This window comes from Pseudomonas gingeri, assembly GCF_013385425.1.
GTDB lineage: Bacteria > Pseudomonadota > Gammaproteobacteria > Pseudomonadales > Pseudomonadaceae > Aquipseudomonas > Aquipseudomonas gingeri_D.
Window position 1 is genome coordinate 489,326 of record NZ_JACAQA010000003.1, and the last position, 17,772, is coordinate 507,097.

At 60.0% G+C, this 17,772-nt stretch carries 18 protein-coding genes; 11 read left to right on the forward strand and 7 right to left on the reverse strand.

The genetic code is table 11. The features are described from left to right. The first annotated feature begins 58 nt into the window (after positions 1 to 58). The 3 genes from HX830_RS04840 to HX830_RS04850 all read left to right on the forward strand — a co-directional run bounded on the left by HX830_RS04840 (position 59) and on the right by HX830_RS04850 (position 4,473). Positions 59 to 1,435 (forward strand): pyridoxal-phosphate dependent enzyme, encoded by a 1,377-nt coding sequence (locus tag HX830_RS04840; RefSeq protein ID WP_103498720.1) that lies wholly within the window; start codon positions 59 to 61, stop codon positions 1,433 to 1,435. Then, a complete protein-coding gene (locus tag HX830_RS04845) occupies positions 1,432 to 2,610 on the forward strand; it encodes a cystathionine gamma-synthase (RefSeq protein WP_177099137.1) in 1,179 nt (392 codons plus the stop codon). The genes HX830_RS04840 and HX830_RS04845 overlap by 4 nt, the downstream gene beginning before the upstream one ends. Before the next feature lie 147 nt (positions 2,611 to 2,757). Further along, positions 2,758 to 4,473, forward strand: coding sequence for an amidase (locus HX830_RS04850; RefSeq protein ID WP_177099138.1), 1,716 nt, complete (start codon positions 2,758 to 2,760; stop codon positions 4,471 to 4,473). Positions 4,474 to 4,530: 57 nt separating this feature from the next. Here HX830_RS04850 and HX830_RS04855 read toward each other — a convergent pair whose 3' ends face one another. Then, positions 4,531 to 5,508 carry an alpha/beta hydrolase family protein gene (locus tag HX830_RS04855; RefSeq protein ID WP_218171196.1) on the reverse strand — a complete coding sequence of 326 codons (978 nt, stop codon included), beginning with the start codon at positions 5,506 to 5,508 and terminating at the stop codon, positions 4,531 to 4,533. A 163-nt stretch (positions 5,509 to 5,671) separates the two neighbouring features. Between HX830_RS04855 and HX830_RS04860 the strand changes: the two genes are divergently transcribed. Then, positions 5,672 to 6,376: an SDR family NAD(P)-dependent oxidoreductase gene (locus HX830_RS04860; protein WP_177099139.1), complete on the forward strand. Its 705-nt coding sequence runs from the start codon at positions 5,672 to 5,674 to the stop codon at positions 6,374 to 6,376. 87 nt (positions 6,377 to 6,463) lie between these two features. On the opposite strand, the gene lepB is transcribed toward HX830_RS04860, so the two are convergent. Beyond that, positions 6,464 to 7,132, reverse strand: coding sequence for a signal peptidase I (gene lepB / locus HX830_RS04865; RefSeq protein ID WP_177099140.1), 669 nt, complete (start codon positions 7,130 to 7,132; stop codon positions 6,464 to 6,466). Between the two features lie 166 nt (positions 7,133 to 7,298). After that, positions 7,299 to 8,195, reverse strand: a complete 897-nt coding sequence (locus HX830_RS04870; RefSeq protein WP_177099141.1) for a LysR substrate-binding domain-containing protein — start codon at positions 8,193 to 8,195, stop codon at positions 7,299 to 7,301. A gap of 106 nt (positions 8,196 to 8,301) precedes the next feature. Between HX830_RS04870 and HX830_RS04875 the strand changes: the two genes are divergently transcribed. The 3 genes from HX830_RS04875 to HX830_RS04885 all read left to right on the forward strand — a co-directional run bounded on the left by HX830_RS04875 (position 8,302) and on the right by HX830_RS04885 (position 10,753). Then, positions 8,302 to 9,090, forward strand: a complete 789-nt coding sequence (locus tag HX830_RS04875; RefSeq protein WP_177099142.1) for a HalD/BesD family halogenase — start codon at positions 8,302 to 8,304, stop codon at positions 9,088 to 9,090. 81 nt (positions 9,091 to 9,171) lie between these two features. Then, positions 9,172 to 10,026: a transporter substrate-binding domain-containing protein gene (locus HX830_RS04880; protein WP_152739644.1), complete on the forward strand. Its 855-nt coding sequence runs from the start codon at positions 9,172 to 9,174 to the stop codon at positions 10,024 to 10,026. 214 nt (positions 10,027 to 10,240) lie between these two features. Beyond that, positions 10,241 to 10,753 carry a hypothetical protein gene (locus HX830_RS04885; protein ID WP_177099143.1) on the forward strand — a complete coding sequence of 171 codons (513 nt, stop codon included), beginning with the start codon at positions 10,241 to 10,243 and terminating at the stop codon, positions 10,751 to 10,753. Positions 10,754 to 10,971: 218 nt separating this feature from the next. Here the strand turns inward: HX830_RS04885 and HX830_RS04890 are convergent, their stop codons facing one another. The 3 genes from HX830_RS04890 to HX830_RS04900 form a co-directional block, all read right to left on the reverse strand. Beyond that, the gene (locus HX830_RS04890) at positions 10,972 to 11,877 is read right to left on the reverse strand and encodes a LysR family transcriptional regulator (RefSeq protein ID WP_177099144.1); all 906 of its coding nucleotides are present in this window, start codon (positions 11,875 to 11,877) and stop codon (positions 10,972 to 10,974) included. Positions 11,878 to 11,883: 6 nt separating this feature from the next. Next, positions 11,884 to 13,086 (reverse strand): low temperature requirement protein A, encoded by a 1,203-nt coding sequence (locus tag HX830_RS04895; RefSeq protein WP_177099145.1) that lies wholly within the window; start codon positions 13,084 to 13,086, stop codon positions 11,884 to 11,886. Positions 13,087 to 13,162: 76 nt separating this feature from the next. After that, positions 13,163 to 13,936 (reverse strand): SDR family oxidoreductase, encoded by a 774-nt coding sequence (locus tag HX830_RS04900; RefSeq protein ID WP_152739640.1) that lies wholly within the window; start codon positions 13,934 to 13,936, stop codon positions 13,163 to 13,165. A gap of 331 nt (positions 13,937 to 14,267) precedes the next feature. Here HX830_RS04900 and HX830_RS04905 point away from each other — a divergent pair, with 331 nt between their 5' ends. The 4 genes from HX830_RS04905 (at position 14,268) to HX830_RS04920 (ending at position 16,857) form a co-directional block, all read left to right on the forward strand. Then, positions 14,268 to 15,515 (forward strand): OmpP1/FadL family transporter, encoded by a 1,248-nt coding sequence (locus HX830_RS04905; RefSeq protein WP_152739639.1) that lies wholly within the window; start codon positions 14,268 to 14,270, stop codon positions 15,513 to 15,515. 174 nt (positions 15,516 to 15,689) lie between these two features. Beyond that, positions 15,690 to 15,851: a DUF2986 domain-containing protein gene (locus HX830_RS04910; protein ID WP_152739638.1), complete on the forward strand. Its 162-nt coding sequence runs from the start codon at positions 15,690 to 15,692 to the stop codon at positions 15,849 to 15,851. A gap of 91 nt (positions 15,852 to 15,942) precedes the next feature. Continuing rightward, the gene (locus HX830_RS04915; RefSeq protein WP_103496207.1) at positions 15,943 to 16,422 is read left to right on the forward strand and encodes a VOC family protein; all 480 of its coding nucleotides are present in this window, start codon (positions 15,943 to 15,945) and stop codon (positions 16,420 to 16,422) included. 81 nt (positions 16,423 to 16,503) lie between these two features. Continuing rightward, a complete protein-coding gene (locus HX830_RS04920) occupies positions 16,504 to 16,857 on the forward strand; it encodes a VOC family protein (protein WP_177099146.1) in 354 nt (117 codons plus the stop codon). Positions 16,858 to 16,860: 3 nt separating this feature from the next. On the opposite strand, the gene HX830_RS04925 is transcribed toward HX830_RS04920, so the two are convergent. Continuing rightward, a complete protein-coding gene (locus HX830_RS04925; RefSeq protein ID WP_256350395.1) occupies positions 16,861 to 17,376 on the reverse strand; it encodes a cytochrome b in 516 nt (171 codons plus the stop codon). Between the last annotated feature and the right edge of the window lie 396 nt (positions 17,377 to 17,772).

Below are 17,772 nucleotides of genomic sequence, written 5' to 3' on the forward strand. Positions count from 1 at the left end.
ACCAGCCGCCCCAGCCTGCTGTCCATCCAATACGAACGCCCCCGTAACGAGGTGACACATGCCGAACAACTCCCGCCCCGCCGTACTCGAACTGATCGGCAATACGCCGCTGGTGCGCGTCAGCCGCTTCGATACCGGCCCGTGCACGTTGTTCCTCAAACTTGAATCGCAGAACCCTGGCGGCTCGATCAAGGATCGTATCGGCCTGGCAATGATCGATGCGGCCGAGCGCGATGGGCGCCTGCGTCCCGGCGGCACCATCGTCGAAGCGACTGCCGGCAACACCGGTCTCGGCCTGGCCCTGGTCGGCCGGGCCAAGGGCTATCGGGTCGTGCTGGTGGTCCCCGACAAGATGTCCACCGAAAAAGTCCTGCACCTCAAGGCCATGGGCGCCGAGGTGCATATCACCCGCTCCGATGTCGGCAAGGGCCATCCCGAATACTACCAGGACGTCGCCGCGCGGCTGGCGCGGGATATTCCCGACGCGTTCTTCGCCGATCAATTCAACAACCCGGCCAACCCGCTGGCCCATGAAACCAGTACAGCGCCAGAGATCTGGGCACAAACCCAACACGACTTGGACGCCATCGTCGTCGGCGTCGGCTCGGCCGGCACCCTGACCGGGCTGACCCGTTTCTTCCAACGCGTACAACCGGACCTGGCCATGGTCCTGGCCGATCCCGTCGGCTCGGTCATGGCCGAATACAGCCGCAGCGGCACCATCGGCACCGCGGGTTCCTGGGCCGTGGAAGGCATCGGCGAAGACTTCGTCCCGTCGATTGCCGACCTGTCCAGCGTGCGCAAGGCCTATTCGATCAGCGACGAAGAAAGCTTCGACCATGCCCGCCAACTGCTGCGCGCCGAAGGCATTCTCGGCGGCTCCTCGACCGGCACCTTGCTGGCCGCGGCGCTGCGTTATTGTCGCGAGCAAACCGAACCCAAGCGCGTCGTCACCTTTGTCTGCGACACCGGCACCCGTTACCTGTCCAAGGTCTACAACGACCAGTGGATGAACGACCAGGGCTTGCTGAAGTACAAGCACTACGGCGATCTGCGCGACCTGATCGCACGGCGCTTCGAGGATGGCCGGGTGATCAGCGTCGGTCCGGACGATACCCTGCTCACCGCCTTCCAGCGCATGCGCCTGGCGGACGTGTCGCAGTTGCCGGTGCTGGTGGACGGCCAACAACTGGTGGGCGTGATCGACGAATCGGATATCCTGCTGGGTATGCATGACGACGCGACACACTTCCGTCTGAGCGTGTCCAGCGTTATGACCAACAAACTGCAAACCCTGGCCCCCACCGCCAGCCTGGCTGAACTGCAGGCCGAGCTGGCTCGCGGGCTGGTGGCGATTATTGCCGACGCCTCGGGCTTCCATGGCCTGATTACCCGCGTCGACCTGCTCAATCACTTACGGAGATCCCTTGCATGAGTCAGCACGACAAGTCCGCCGCTCCCCGCGCCTTTGCTACCCGTGTCATCCATGCCGGGCAGTCGCCGGACCCGACCACCGGTGCGCTGATGCCGCCGATCTACGCCAACTCCACCTATCTGCAAGAGAGCCCCGGGGTGCACAAGGGCTTCGACTACGGTCGCTCGCACAACCCGACACGCTTTGCCCTGGAGCGCTGCGTGGCCGACCTTGAGGGCGGTACCCAGGCTTTCGCCTTTGCCTCCGGACTGGCGGCGATTTCCACCGTGCTCGAACTGCTCGACGCCGGCACCCATGTGGTCTCCGGCAATGACCTGTACGGCGGCACCTTCCGCCTGTTCGACAAGGTTCGCCAACGCAGCGCCGGGCATCGCTTCAGCTACGTCGACCTGACCGACCTCGGCGCCTTCGAAGCGGCGCTGCAGGACACTACGCGGATGGTCTGGGTCGAGACGCCGAGCAATCCCCTGCTGAGCCTCACCGACCTTGCCGCCATCGCCCGCATCTGTCGCGATCGCGGCATCATCTGCGTCGCTGACAACACCTTTGCCAGTCCGTGGATCCAGCGTCCGTTGGAGCTGGGCTTCGACATCGTGGTGCACTCCACGACCAAATACCTCAACGGCCACTCCGACGTGATCGGCGGCATCGCGGTGGTCGGGCAAAACCCCGAACTCGCCGAACGCCTGGGCTTCCTGCAAAACTCGGTGGGTGCCATTGCCGGGCCCTTTGACGCCTTCCTCACCCTGCGCGGCGTGAAGACCCTGTCGCTGCGCATGGAGCGCCATTGCAGCAACGCCCTGGACCTGGCGACCTGGCTGGAGCGTCAGCCACAGGTGGCGCGCGTCTACTACCCGGGCCTGCCGTCACACCCACAGCACGAACTGGCGCGTCGGCAGATGCGTGGCTTCGGCGGGATGATTTCGGTTGACCTGAAAAGCGACCTGGCCGGGGCCAAGCGCTTCCTCGAAAGCGTGGAGATCTTCGCCCTGGCCGAGAGCCTGGGCGGCGTGGAAAGCCTGATCGAACACCCGGCGATCATGACCCACGCCAGCATCCCTGCTGAAACCCGCGCGCAACTTGGCATCGGTGATGGACTGGTGCGCTTGTCGGTCGGTGTCGAGGATGTCGAAGACCTGCGGGCGGATCTGGCACAGGCATTGGCACGGATCTAAACCCCGCCGCGCAGGCCACCTTCAATGAAAGTTGGTGGCCTGCCGCCTTTATTTTAAACTGCGTTTTCCATCGGGCTGATTGAGTGGCCCAGCATCCCCTGTAATGCCAATCCCCATCACGCCCCCTCCGCAGTCGGCGCTAACAACATGATCGAAGTAACCGAAGTTTCCATTGCCCAGCTGCGTGCTGCGCTCGAATCCGGCCAGACCACGGCGGTTGAGCTGGTCCAGGCCTACCTCGCCAGGATCGACGCCTACGACGGCCCCGACACGCCTACCGCCCTCAACGCGGTAGTGGTTCGCAACCCCGATGCCCTCAAGGAAGCACAGGCCTCCGATGCTCGCCGGGCCAAGGGCGAAACACTGGGGCCACTCGATGGCATTCCCTATACAGCCAAGGACAGCTATCTGGTCAAGGGGCTTACCGCCGCTTCCGGCAGTCCGGCCTTCGCCAAGCTGATCGCCCATCGCGACGCGTTCACCATCGAACGGCTACGCGCCGGCGGTGCCATCTGCCTGGGCAAGACCAATATGCCGCCCATGGCCAACGGCGGCATGCAGCGCGGGGTCTACGGCCGGGCGGAAAGCCCGTACAACGCCGGCTACCTCACCGCACCGTTCGCCTCGGGCTCATCCAATGGCGCCGGGACCGCAACCGCGGCCAGCTTCGCGGCCTTCGGCCTTGCGGAAGAAACCTGGTCGAGCGGACGTGGACCGGCTTCGAACAATGGCTTGTGTGCCTATACCCCTTCCCGGGGCGTGATCTCGGTGCGCGGCAACTGGCCGCTGACCCCGACCATGGATGTGGTCGTGCCCTATGCCAGGACCATGGCCGACCTGCTCGAAGTGCTCGACGTGGTGGTAGCGGAAGATCCCGATACCCGTGGCGATCTGTGGCGAATGCAACCCTGGGTACCGATTCCGAACGTGGCCTCGGTGCGTCCCGCGTCCTATGGCGCACTGGCCGCCGGCACCGATGCACTCGCCGGCAAACGCTTCGGTGTGCCGCGTATGTTCATCAATGCCGATCCCGAAGCGGGCACCAGCGAGGCCCCGGGGATCGGTGGTCCGACGGGGCAACGCATCAACACCCGGGCTTCCGTGATCGATCTCTGGGAAGCCGCGCGCAAGGCCCTCGAAGCGGCCGGTGCCGAGGTGGTGGAAGTCGACTTCCCGCTGGTCTCCAATTGCGAAGGTGATCGTCCCGGTACGCCGACGGTGTTCACCCGGGGCCTGGTGTCCAAGGAGTTCCTGCACCATGAGTTGTGGGATCTGTCGGCCTGGGCCTTCGATGACTTCCTGCGGGCCAACGGCGATCCCGCGTTGAACCGTCTGGTAGACGTGGACGGGCCGAAGATTTTCCCCCACGACCCCGGCACCCTGCCCAACCGCGAAGGCGACCTGGCCGCCGGCATGGACGAGTATGTGCGGATGGCCGAGCGTGGCATTACCCCTTGGAACGAGATCAGCACCCTGGCTGACGGACTGCGTGGGCTTGAACAGACCCGTCGTATCGATCTCGAGGAGTGGATGGATCGCCTGGGGCTCGATGCGGTGCTCTTCCCGACGGTGGCCGACGTCGGTCCGGCGGATGCCGATATCAATCCGCAGTCGGCGGATATCGCCTGGAGCAACGGCATCTGGGTCGCCAACGGCAACCTCGCCATCCGCCATCTGGGTGTGCCCACGGTCACTGTGCCGATGGGCGTCATGGCGGATATCGGCATGCCGGTCGGCCTGACCTTCGCTGGCCGGGCGTATGACGACTCAGCGCTGCTTCATCTCGCTTCGGCGTTTGAATCGACCGGGACCAAGCGCTTGATCCCGCCTCGTACGCCGGCACTGGCAACGAGTAACCAGTAATCAGAAGGGGTATCGGTCATAAACGCTCCAGTGGGGGGACTCGACGAGATCAATACGCTAACGGAGATGCGTCGCAAAAAAATCCCGCGCGCTTTCGTTAAGCTGCTTGTGAAAGGCAACCCGCTCGAATCCCTTGGCATCGACACAGAGTTGCGGCGCATCCTGTTTCAACGCCACAGGACACGGGGCAAGAAAGGCAAAATGCGCGGCGCCGGAAACACGGTGGAACTCCGGTTTCCGGGGCAGTGCCTTGGCGAGTGCAGGCGTGGCTTCAGGCAGCACGCCATCGCCGCCAAACTCTGAAGCCCAAAGCTGCATCGGGGCTTTCACATTCGTCAGGTTGCCAGGGCTTGGAAACTCGTTGAGCGGATCCGCCAACACAAAGGCTTTGATCCGTGGGTCATGGGTCAACGGCTGCGTGGGGACATCCTTGTTACGCAGTTGTTGGCAAATGGGCCATGCCGGATCTGGACACGGCACGTTGGCGTTGAGGAAATCCGGATTGCCGCCGGCCAGTACAAGGCCTGTGTAGCCACCACGTGAAAACCCAAAGAAGCCTATCCGCTGCGGGTCAATCCTGGCGGCGTCAGGCGCGGCGCCCAGCATGTAATCGATCAGGCGTTTTATATCGGTCGGCCGTTCGACGAACGGAGAAAAATCGACGCCGTGGCTCATATCGGAAAAGGTGTCCCCCGGATGATTAATGGCCGCCACGATAAAGCCGGCATCAGCCAGTGTCTCGGCAAGGTCATGGTGGCCAAGGAAGGAGCCGCCGTGACCGTGGGAAATCACCACCAAGGGTAGCTTCTCTCCCACTACCGGACAGTCGCGCCGCCCCTTCAAAACAAAAGGTCCCATCGATACTTCCTGAACGGCATCCGCGCAGGGTGTCCAGATAATCGCCTTCAAGGCCGGGCCGCTGGCATCGGAGGGAATCTGAACGATCCTTATACCCGCTGCCTGCGCCATCGCCGCGGACAAGCAGAGCAATACAGCCAGGACTAATTGGCTCAAGTAGTTGCCAGAAGCGAGCATTTTGTTTTTCCACTCCATAGATGCTGGCGGCCCCAAGACTATGTATGCCTTCCCCACATCTGAACAAGCCCTGCCTGCAGGCCCCCCCTATTGCTACTGACACAAAGGGTGCAGCACTATCGGCTAAAGCATCGCGATACCTCAAAAGAACCAGGGAGGAAAGATGATAGTTTTGATTACCGGCGCCACGGGTGGATACGGCCGCGCACTGTGCCAGCAGGCCAGGGCTGAAGGGCATTTTGTTATAGCGCTTGGCAGGTCCGCCGAAAAACTTCGAACGCTTGAGGCACAGGGGCTCGCTGACCGACACCATGAAATAGATTTTCTGGATGAAAACATCGAAGAAAAAATAAGCGACCTGGAGCACACCCTGAAAAGAAACAACATCAACAACATCGACCTGCTGATCAACAATGCCGGCATGGGCAGCAAGGGAGCGTCATTGCTCAGTGAAACCGCACAAAATATTCAAAACTCATTAAGTGTCAACTGCATAGCCCCTTTTGCATTATCAGCACGCTTGATGAACATCTTTTCACTCAAAACCATTGTAAACATTTCGTCGCGCAGAGGCTCCGTGGAGCACAACGCAGCCCGCGACATTTCCAAAAAAGGCTGCTCTTATGCTTATAGAATCTCCAAATCCGCGTTGAACATGCTGTCTCTTTGCATAGCGGACGAATTTGGCGATCGCGTTGCCTGCTATGCCGTTCATCCTGGCAGATTGAAAACGGGCATCGGGGTCGCGGAAGCCACACTGGAACCCAGCCGCTCGGCAAAGCGATTATTTGATCTTGTTAAAAGCGCACCGCCGTCCAACCAATTCTACTCTCTCGAAAATGAGAACGTAGCCGTACTGCCTTGGTAAGACTCATGGCTAAGGTCATTGCTGTTACAACAGCTCACCGAAAGAGAAGACCTAAACGGCCTGATGTCTCGCCATGTCCTCCAAGCATCACAATATCGGCGAGCCAAATCGGCGAAATCGCGGCATCCAGTGATCCAAGATCTCAGCCGATGCCAGGATATGGTGCGCATGCCCGATCAATAGCCGGCGTGGCACAAAGCCGATATACCTTGAGTCCGCGCTGTCATCACGGTTATCCCCCAACATGAAGTAATGGTCGGCAGGCACCACAACAGGACCGAAATTCCGTAAGGCGCGTACCGTCGGCATAAACTGAACGGAGCGCTGACTCTTGTCCGCGAGCTCAGTCAACTTGATACCCGGGACTGACTGGCCAGAGGCGATAGGTTCGATGATGTCCTGCGCATTCAGGTAGGTTGCAGGGGTACCGTTGACCCACAGCACCTCATCCCTCATTTCCAGCGTGTCGCCAGGAATACCCACGATCCGCTTGATCAGGCGGATGCCATCCTTGGGTGAGGTGAAGGTCACGACATCGCCCCGGCGAGGATTATCAACCTTGACCAGGGAGATATCAGTGAGAGGCAACTTGAGGTCGTAAGCCACCCGATTCACCAGCACCACATCCCCCTCAACCAAGGTCGGGCGCATGGATCCGGAAGGGATGGGATTCCAATCGGCCAAGGATGTGCGGAAAACGCCAAAGCACAGCCAGAAAATAATGGCGTAACGGTACCGGCTCAACCAACGTCGCATACATCCTCGCAATACAGAAAGGGCTGCAGAGAACGCTCCTGGCATCCGCCAAGCAACCCGGGGTCATTTTTTGCCAACGTTTACTACAGCGCAAACAGCTTACATGAACAGCGCAGCGACTGGCGATGCCGGTCTCGGAGTGTGTTGTTCGGTCGGGGCGGAGGGTTCAGCTTTTCCCCAACAACGCCAACAATCGCTCGACATCCCCCCGCCCCCGCTTGGCCCCCGGCACAAACGCACAATACCCATGCCCAAGCTTCAACGAAACAGCGGAAAGCGCGATCAAGCGCCCCGCCTCCAACTCCCGTTGGGCAATCGCCTTCTGCCCCAGCGCAATGCCCATGCCCAACCTGGCCAACGTCACCGACAAACTCGATAACCCCGAGCGCCGACCATGGGCAGGGTCCGGCGGATTGTCCAACCGCTCGGCGGCAAACCAGTCGCTCCACGTAGGGTGCGACGCATAATTGGCCCCCCATTGCGTATGAATAAACAGGCTCTCGTGAACAAGCGCGAGGTCAAAGTCCTTGTTCCCATGTCGGTACCACAACTCCGGCGCGCACACCGGCAGCACTTCGTCATGGAACAAGGGAATGGCCTCACACGCAGGATAGTGATAGTCCCCGTAACTGACCCGCAGGTCCACGTCATGTCGGGCGAGGTCAACGGGGTCGTCCTCCACACGGACATCCACCGACAGTTGCGGGTAGAACTCCACAAGTTCCATGAGCTTGGGCGCCAGCCAACATTCCGCCAGGGAAAACGGCACGCTGACAATCAGCCGGGTGCGAATCTCGCCTTCCAGGGTGCGCAGGGTCATCGCGGCAATTTCGTTCAACGCCCGCGAGGTTTGCGGGTACATCGCCAAGCCTGCATCGGTCAGGGCCAGGCGATTGCCGTTGCGGACGAACAGCTTCTTGCCGAAGAAGTCTTCCAGATGACGGATTTGCTGGCTGACGGCCGCGGATGACACCCCCAGCTCAGCCCCCGCCAACACGAAGCTGCCCAGGCGCGCGGCGACCTCGAATGTACGCACGGCATTGAGCGGTGGTAAGCGTTGCATAAGCGCTCTTCCCATAAGTTTTACTAGGGGGAGCCTAACAATTTGTGCCGTTGTTGCGAAGTTTTTCGTGGGGTAAGTTGGGGCCATCTACAACGAGAGGGTCATCATGAACAACGTCATGGATCTTGAGCGCTTTCCACTCGACCGCGAAGGCAGCAATGGGTGGAATGAACTGGTCGATAGGTGCCGTACCGAATTGAAGCGCAACGGCATGTTCAACCTGGAAGGCTTCATCATGGCCGACGCGGTGCGTCAGGCGGCTGAGCACATTCGGCCAACCATGAGCCGTGAATCCCATACCCACAGCCGCACCCACAATATTTACTTCAAACCGACAATCGAGGGTTTGCCGGCGGATCACCCGGCGCTGCGCCAGGTCGAGACGGTCAGCCATACCCTGTGCGCCGATCAACTCAAGGGCAGCCTGGTGAACGAGGTGTACGAGTACCCGCCGCTGCTGGCCTTTCTGGCCGCGGTGATGGAAAAGCCGCAATTGCACCTGATGGCCGACCCGTTGGCCCGCGTCAACGTGATGAGCTATCGCCACGGCGAGACCTTGAACTGGCACTTCGATCGCTCTGAGTTCACCACCACGCTGATGCTCCAAGCGCCCGACGAGGGCGGTGAGTTCCAGTACCGCAGCGACTTGCGTAGCGCCGATGATCCCAACTATGCCGGCGTCGCCGAGTTGCTCGAAGGGCGTGATCCGCAGGTGCAGACACTCACCTTGCGCGCGGGCACGCTGAATGTGTTTCGCGGCAAGAACACGGCCCATCGCGTCACCCCCGTGCACGGTGCCCGGGAACGCATGGTGGCGGTGTTCTCCTACTACGAAAAACCCGACGTGCTGTTCAGCGTCGAGGAACAGCTGGGCTTCTATGGCCGAACGGCCTGATCCATCCGTACCACTCAAACAAGAAGATCACCCGTCACTGCTTGCCCCTGCCGAACCTTTTCGAACTCTTTGGGGAAACACATGCACGCCATCACTCGCTCCACCCGCACCCTTTTTACCTGCTGCGCCCTGAGCGGCGTGCTGTTCACCGGCATGGCCACGGCCAAGGATTGGACCACCGTCCGGGTGGCCACCGAGGGGGCTTATGAACCTTGGAACAGCACCCTGCCGAACGGCGAGATTTCCGGTTTCGAACCTGAGTTGCTGAAGGACCTGTGCGCGAGAATCCAGCTTGAGTGCAAGCTCCAGGCCCAGGACTGGGACGGCATGATCGCCGGGATGAATGCCGGCAAGTTCGACATGCTGATGGACGCCATCGTTATTACGCCAGAGCGCCAGGCCATCGTCGATTTCTCGCGGCCCTATGCGGCCACACAAGGTGTGTTCGTCAGTGCCACGCCGGCGATGATCGCAACCGCGCCAAGCACGCAGACGGTAAAACTCAGCGGTGACCCCATCCAGGATCAAGCCGCCATCGAGAAGCTCAAGGCCCTGGTCAAAGGCAAGACCATCGGCATCCAGTCGGGAACGGCCTACACGGACTTCGTGGAGAAAAACTTCAAAGGCGTGGCGACCATCAGGACCTACAAGAAGTCCGGTGAGCACATGATGGACCTGAACGCCGGCCGCATTGATTTTGCCTTTGACGACGTGACGTTCTTTTCCTCCGCGCTGCAAAATCCCGAGAACCAGGCGGTGCAGATGGTCGGCCCGAAGATTGGCGGACCGATCTGGGGCCCGGGTGAGGCGCTGGCGTTCAGAAAGTCCGATGCGGACTTGAAGGCCCGGTTTAACCAGGCTTTGAGCGCAGCCTTGGCGGACGGGACAGTCAAGAAACTCTCGGAAAAATGGTTCAAGGCCGATATAGCGCCTTGACACCCTTATAAGGGGGCGGCGGGAGGGGGCGGCATCTACTGCGAGCCTTATCAGCAGCCATAGATGCCCTAACGCTCATAATTCATTTGAAATGCTGGCTATTTGCCGGTATTTCTATGCGCCTTTTTTAAGAGCAAAGAAGCTGAATTTCTTGAACCGGGCTGAAAGTAAAATCGGGCAGACTCCTCCGTCGAGGAACCGGAACGGGTTTGCCATGGGCCACTTCTGCGTCTGGCTGGTGTTCGGCACTGTTTTCTATCTGGGCCACGAGTTGGACCGGATCTTTGGACTTTATCTTCTCCTGGTCCCCCTGCTCGTTATCCCTGCCCTGATCGCCTCGTGTGCTTTTGTCATAGGCCTTGTGGCCAATCTATGGGCCCGTCGATGGCGAAGGTTGATGTCTGTTGTCGCGGCACCCGCCGTGACGATCGGGCTACTGGCGGCATCGACCCATTATCAAATAAGCCCCGAATGGATTCATTTTCAGCTGACCCGCAGTCATTACACGGAACTGGTGCGCAACCTGCCCGGACCGTCTCCCAAGTATCAGGAATGGGACTGGGGTGAAACCGGTGGAGCTGGCAGCGCAAATATCTTCCACAGTCTTGTCTACGATGAAACGGACAACCCACTTAATCGGCCCGAACAATCGGGACACAATGAAGCGATCTCTTCAGCGCGACCGTGTGGGGATCATTTCTTTTTAGTCACTGATACTTTTCAGTGAATGGTAAAAAACCTTTCTTAAGGCACGGGACCGGGCTTCCTGCCGATTCGCGGGATGTAAGACGAATAGGCTTCGGCCACCAGGGCTGTTATCTGCTCGACATCATCTTGAGTGGCCTTGCGAATACTCGTCTGTACATCCATTGCATGACCACTCGGAGATAGGTGATGGGGAGCGGAAACTGGCCGGCGTCAATTCCCGGCTGAAGCAGCCTTCGATCATCGCGCTAGAAAAGGCTCGATCAGCGTCGCGAACCACTCGATAAACATGCCGAGCCGGCGCGAGCGCTGTCGCCGATCAGGATACAACACCGAAACCGTCATGGGTGCCGCTCGGTACGCGGGCATGACTTCAACCAGAACCCCGGCCTCCAGCAGATGCCGGACATCGAACAACGGTACCTGGATCAGTCCCAGCCCGGCACAGCAGCTGGCGATATAGTTTTCAGCGTTGTTCACCACGACCTGGCTGGGCAGTGCCCGGGACTGTTCGACACCCTCGAGGACGTATTCCCAAGGTAACTCCTGGCCACCGAGGGTGGGCGCGTAGCCGATACACAGATGACCGTCCTCCAGATCATCAGGATGCTCCGGCACACCCCATTCGGCCAGATACCCCGGGCTCGCGCAGTTGACCAGTAGCACCTGCCCCAAGGGTTTTACCACCAGGCTGCTGCTCTCTGGCGTGCCGAAACGGATCACGCAATCGACCCCCTCCTCTATCGGATTGATGGCCCGATCAGTGGAGCCCAAACAGAGTTGAAGTCCTGGGTAGCGACGCAGCAAGTCGGGCAATGCCGGGATGATCAGGCGCCGGGCGATGCGACTGGGTGCATCGACACTCAGCCGCCCCAAGACGTGCTGCTGATGGGTCTGGAACAGTTGGTCGATATCATCGATATCCAGCAGCACCCGCCGTGCACGCTCCAGCAACTGGCTGCCGTCGGCGGTCAGGCTGACCTTGCGCGTGGTGCGATGCAGCAGGCGCGTGCCGACATCCGCCTCCAGTTTCTGCACAGCCGCGGACACCGTCGCCCGTGGCAGTTTCAACACCCGCGCGGCCTGGATGAAACTGCCCAGCTCGGCCACCTGAAGAAAGACCCGGTATTGCTCAATTCTGTCCATAGGCCGTCAATGCTTGAGGGTTGCGTGGGCGTGCCGGGCTCGATAGCGCCTGACCACGCGTCCTTCAATAACACACACCACCAGCATCACCGCCGTGGTCAGCCAGCTCATCATCAGCAGGTCCGTGGTATAGGCGACGGGCACCAGCGCCAGCAGTAACAGCAGCCCGGCGAGATGGGATTTGGGCACCACCCGATACACCACACGCTTGTACAGAATGCTGCCGAACAGGTAGATCATCGGACCGGCCACAAGGGTAATGGCATCGACCATCGACAGGTGCCTGTCGGGATGCAGCATCACCAGATCGTTACCCACGGCCGTGGTGATGATCCCCGCCACCAGAATGGCGTGGATATAGTGAAAGTAGGCGCCGATACGGCCCGGATCCTCGGCGCTGGTGATGCGCTGCGTGGCGTCCTTGCCGGCGGTTCCGAAGTACAACCACCACATCGCCAGGGTACCGAGGAACGTCGCTCCCAGGCCCAGCAGGATAGCCATGTCCCAATGCCCGGTTTCGCCCAGGACCGCGCCGCTGGCCAGCAGGGTTTCGCCCAGGGCGACAATCACGAACAACTGGCAGCGCTCGGCCAGATGGCCGCCTTCGATGGTCCAGTCACTCGTACGCGAACGTCCCAGGCCGGGGAAGGCAAAACCGAACATGGGCGAGATGTACTCGCACAACACGGCGATCAACCAGAGGCCAATGCGCAGCGGCCCGTCCACACAGGCACCGGCCACCCAGAACACTGCGGCCACCACCACCCAGCCGAGCATGCGTCTGAAATTGGGCGCCAGGGGATGCTCACGGGGCAGTTGCAACACGATAAAGCCCGTGCGCCCGACCTGTATCGAGACATAGGCCAGGGCAAAAACCGGTCCGCGCCCGGCAAAAGCCTCGGGGATACTGGCGGCCATCAGCAGGGCCGGGATCATCAGGGCAAAGATCAGCCCCCGTATCAACGGCGTCTCGGGATCGAACCAGTTGGTGACCCAGCCGGTGTACTGCCAGCCCAGCCACACGGCGAACCACAGGACCAGGGTCTCCATCACCCCGACCCCGGTCAGATGATTGAGCAAGCCGTGACTGAGTTGCGTCACGGCGAACACATACACCAGATCGAACATGAGTTCTTCGAAGGTCACCCGCGCATGATGGCCGTCGCGATGGCGAAGCAAAGGATGAGGCGCGTGCTGGTTTACGCTCATGTCCAACCCCGTGGCCTGGTAGTGTCGGGAAAAAGTGTCAACGCGCCTTGCCGGGGTTGCAATGTTTTTTATCGACTCACTTGGTGGTGTAGCCGCCGTTGATCAGGATCGTCTGGCCGGTGACCCACCAGCCGTCGCTGACCAGATGGCGAATGAACGGCACCACATCCGCGATATCCGTCAGCCCGGTATGGGAGAACGGCGACAGAGCCGCTGCGGTTTTATGGTAGTTGACCGCGTCCTGGCCTTCAGCCGGGTAAAAGAACGGGGTGTCCATGGGGCCCGGGCCTACCGCCGTCACCGAGATACCGCGTGCGCCCAACTCCTTCGCCGCGGCCCGGGTGAAGTGCTCGACGGGGGCCTTGCCACCGGCATAAGCCGCATAGAAAGGCGTGAACGCCCCCAGCAACGAGGTGACGATGGAGCAGATCTTGCCGTTGTCGTTGAGCTGTTTACCCGCCTCCTTGATAAAGAAGAAGGCGGACTTGGCATTGACCGCCATCATCTCGTCGTACTCGGCCTCACTGATATCGGACATCGGTTTTTTCAAGACTTTGCCGACAGTGTTGATCGCAATGTCCGGCCGCCCCACCGCCGCCACCGCATCCTTGAAGAGTTTTTCCACCGCACCGGCCGTGGTCAGATCGGCCTGCAACGCCACGGCCTCGGCGCCCAAGGCCTTGATCGCCGCCACAGTGGCCTCGGCATCCGGCTGGCTGGCGGCGCTGTTGTAATGCACCACCACAGCCTTCGCACCTTGTTGCGCCAGGTCCCGAGCGATAAGCCCCCCCAGATTCTTGGCGCCACCGGCGACAAGCACCACTTTACCTTTGATGGAATGGTCTGGCATGGCGTAGCTCCTGGCTGATGAAAGTACGCCACAGTCTAGAGAGGCATTGCACAAAGATAAGCCAGTGAAGGCTGGATGATCTGTCCAGGTATTACGACCAATCCTCAGTGGCGAGCGGAGAAAGTCTCAGAGAGATCCCCGCACCTGAAAAAGCCATGACTCATCAGCCACTTCTATCGACCGTTATCACAAACACCTATTTTCCATAAAACCTGGCAATTTCTCGTCGGATTGCCCTACAAGCCGCTCTATCTCAAGCCATTCAGCCTATAGCATCAAAACTGAAACATTGGTAATTTGCGCCGCACGTGATTACCCCAGAGTTCTAATAATGAAAAAAGTCATACTCAAGACCACACTCAGCCTTGCTGTTACCCTCGCTTCCAGCCCACTTTTCGCCAGTGGTATTGCCATCAACGAACAAAGCATCAGCGGAATGGGCACCGGTTATGCCGGTCGTTCTTCTTCCGCCGAAGATGCCAGCACCCTTTACGGTAACCCGGCCGGCATGTCGCTGCTCAAGCGCGACCAAGTCACTGCCGGCGTCGCGGTGCTGGATGCCAAGACCGATATCAAGAACACCAGCGGCGGTCGCCCGGGCGGCACCAACGACGGTGATATGGTCCCGTTCACGTCCGTACCCAATGCCTTCTTCGTCAAACAGCTGGGTAACGGCTGGGCAGTGGGTCTGGGGGCCTACGCACCTTTCGGCCTGATCACCGATTATGAAAGCGGCTTTGCCGGCAGCAACTACGGCCAGAAGAGCCAGGTCAAGGTTGTGACCCTGCAACCGACGGTCAGCTACGCCATCAACGACGTGGTTTCCATCGGTTTCGGTCCGACCTTCAACCGTATCAACGGCGAGCTGAGCTCCACACTGCCGATCGGTAACGGCTTTGTCGACGTCAAGGGCGACGACACAGCGGTGGGCTACAACGTCGGCGTGATTGTCCAACCGACCGACACCACTCGCCTGGGCCTGACCTACCATTCCAAGGTCAGCTACTCGCTGGACGGCCACACCAGCGTCACCGGCCTCACGCCCTTTATTCCCAACGCCCGCTACAAGACCTCCCTGGATATCACCACGCCAGAGAACGTGGACTTCTCGATCACCCAGAAACTGGATGATCAGTGGACCGTCTATGGCGGTGCCACCTGGACCCGCTGGAGCCGCCTGCAAGACATCACCATCAACAACCAGGGTGTGACCGGCCCGCTCGCCGGTCAGCTCACCACCAGCACCGAACCGCAGAACTGGCATGACACCTGGGCCTCGGCCATTGGCGTGTCCTACCGGGTCAACAAGGAATGGGTCCTGCGCAGCGGCCTGTCGGTCGACCAGGCACCGACCAACAACACCGACCGTTCCGTGCGCATCCCAACGGGTGATCGCCGTGTTGTCAGCGTCGGTGCCGGCTACAGCCCAACCGACGACCTGACCATCGACCTCGCCGTCTCCTACCTCAAGGAAGAAGACGTCAACATCAACCTGAACAACCCGCAGAAAGGCTCCTACAGCGCCCAGTACCAAAACAGCGCATGGGGCTACGGCCTGGGCTTTACCTACAAGTTCTGATTCACGGCGAGCTTGAAGCGCTCGATTGTTGGCTAGAAGAACCTGCCGGGTCTGATGCAGGTTGATGAGAGCCCCCCACACCCTGCGAAGGTCAGCTTTCGCGGGGTGTTTTGTTTTCTCAAGCCGATCAAGGAGCTGATACCATTGATGCATTGACAAGCCGAGTAGGAAAATATGAATCGTCAAAAAAAGCTGAAGCAGTTATTCAAGGCCAACGCCAAAAAGGCCAGTGCCAAACTGGCACCCAAGAGCAAAAACACGTACATCAGTAAAGCTGACCGATTGAAACTGGCGGCTGAAGCCGGTCAGGACCCCATCATCTCCCCTGAAAGCTGATCGATAACGGGCATCACGGCATGCTCGGCAATCGCTCCAATCTGTCATCGACTAAAATCCACGGACCATTCCCCAATCGTGGAGACTCAAGATGACCGGCAAAAACACGATTTGCCTCTGGTACGACGGCACCGCCCTGGAGGCCGCGACGTTTTATGCCGAGACCTTCCCGGACAGCGCGGTGAGCGCCGTCCACCGTGCACCTGGCGACTATCCTTCGGGCAAACAGGGCGATGTCCTGACGGTCGAATTCAGCGTCATGGGCATCCCTTGTCTCGGGCTGAACGGCGGGCCGGTGTTCAAACATAGCGAGGCGTTTTCGTTCCAGGTGGCGACCGACGATCAAGCCGAAACGGATCGCCTGTGGAACGCGATTATCGGCAACGGCGGCGAGGAAAGTGCCTGCGGCTGGTGCAAGGACAAGTGGGGGCTGTCGTGGCAGATCACCCCACGGGTATTGACGACAGCGATCGCCAGCCCTGATCGAGCCGCGGCCAAGCGGGCGTTCGAGGCCATGATGGGCATGAGAAAGATCGATATCGCGGTGATCGAGGCGGCGCTGAAGGGTTAAGCCGTACGGCTCGGGGCCGGGTGTTTGGATAGATTGGCAATCCGACTATGCTGAACGCTCCTGCCCCATCTGGAGCCCCTCATGACCGTCCGCCGTATCGTCGCCAACCTGACCAGCCAGCACCCCGCCGAAGTCGCAACCTTTTATAGCGAGCTGTTTGATATCGCCCCGGTGATGGACCACGGCTGGATCGTCACCCTGGCCTCCGACAGCCAGGCCCTCGCACAGCTGAGCATTGCCAGCGAAGGCGGTTCCGGCGCGCCGGTTCCGCAGCTGTCCATCGAAGTGGACAACCTCGACGAGGTCTTCGAGCGGGCGCAACGTGCGGGTTATGAGATCCCCTACCCGCTGACCGTCGAACCTTGGGGCGTTCGGCGCTTCTTCGTGCGTGATCCGCTGGGTACGTTGATCAATGTGCTGCAACACAGTGGCTGAACTTCATAGCATCCGGCGCAGCACCGGGTTGCCTCGGAACTGATGCCGCACCACTGCGGCCAGGTGCAATGCCAGCAGCGCGACCAGCATCGTGCAGAGCAGATGATGCAGTTGCTGAACCTCTGCCAAGGCTGGCACCGAGTGAAGCAACTGCGGCAATGGCATGATCCCAAGCAACAGCAAGGGATGGTTCATCATCACCACACCGGTCAGCAGTACGCCACTTACGCAGAAATAGATCAGGGTGTGGGTCAGCTTGGCGATGCTTTTCTGCAGGTCTCGGGGGCCTGTCGGCTGTTCGGACGAGACGCTCAGGTATAACCACAGGCGCCAGGCAAAGAGCGGAATAAACACCGTGGTTATTTGGGGATTGATGCTTTCCACCCACTGGCGAACGGGGTGATGCACGGGAAGCAAGGTCACACCAAAGCCGCTCAACGTAGCCCAGAGGATGACCAGCGCGGAGATCCAATGCAGGTAGATACGGGTGGTCGTGTAGGGCTTGGGGGGTGATTGCAAGACGGGGTGGTCCATAAAATCGTGCGGCGCCGATTAGTAAGAAGGATTTGCATTTATATTTGCAGTACCACAGTACTATCCCGCTATGCGCACTGCAAGGGTTTGGGCGCCCTACCCTCAGTGTTTGCTGGGTTTGGATGCTCTGCGTCAATGAAATCCCTTCGCCACAATCGGTAATACTCCCGGGCTTGTCGCTGTGAAGGCTGGGCACTAGCCTTTGAATGTCGCTGCTCATTCAGCGACCGGGCCTGGAAACCCGGCAAGAAATCAGGCGCTCGACGCCTCCATGGATTACGATTGCAGGCGTTTTTTTGTGCCCGCTTATCTGTGTCATGGCGGCTGTGCGCGGGAGACCTTCGGGTCTGCCGGGGTCCTGATTTCCCGGTTTCCAGCCTG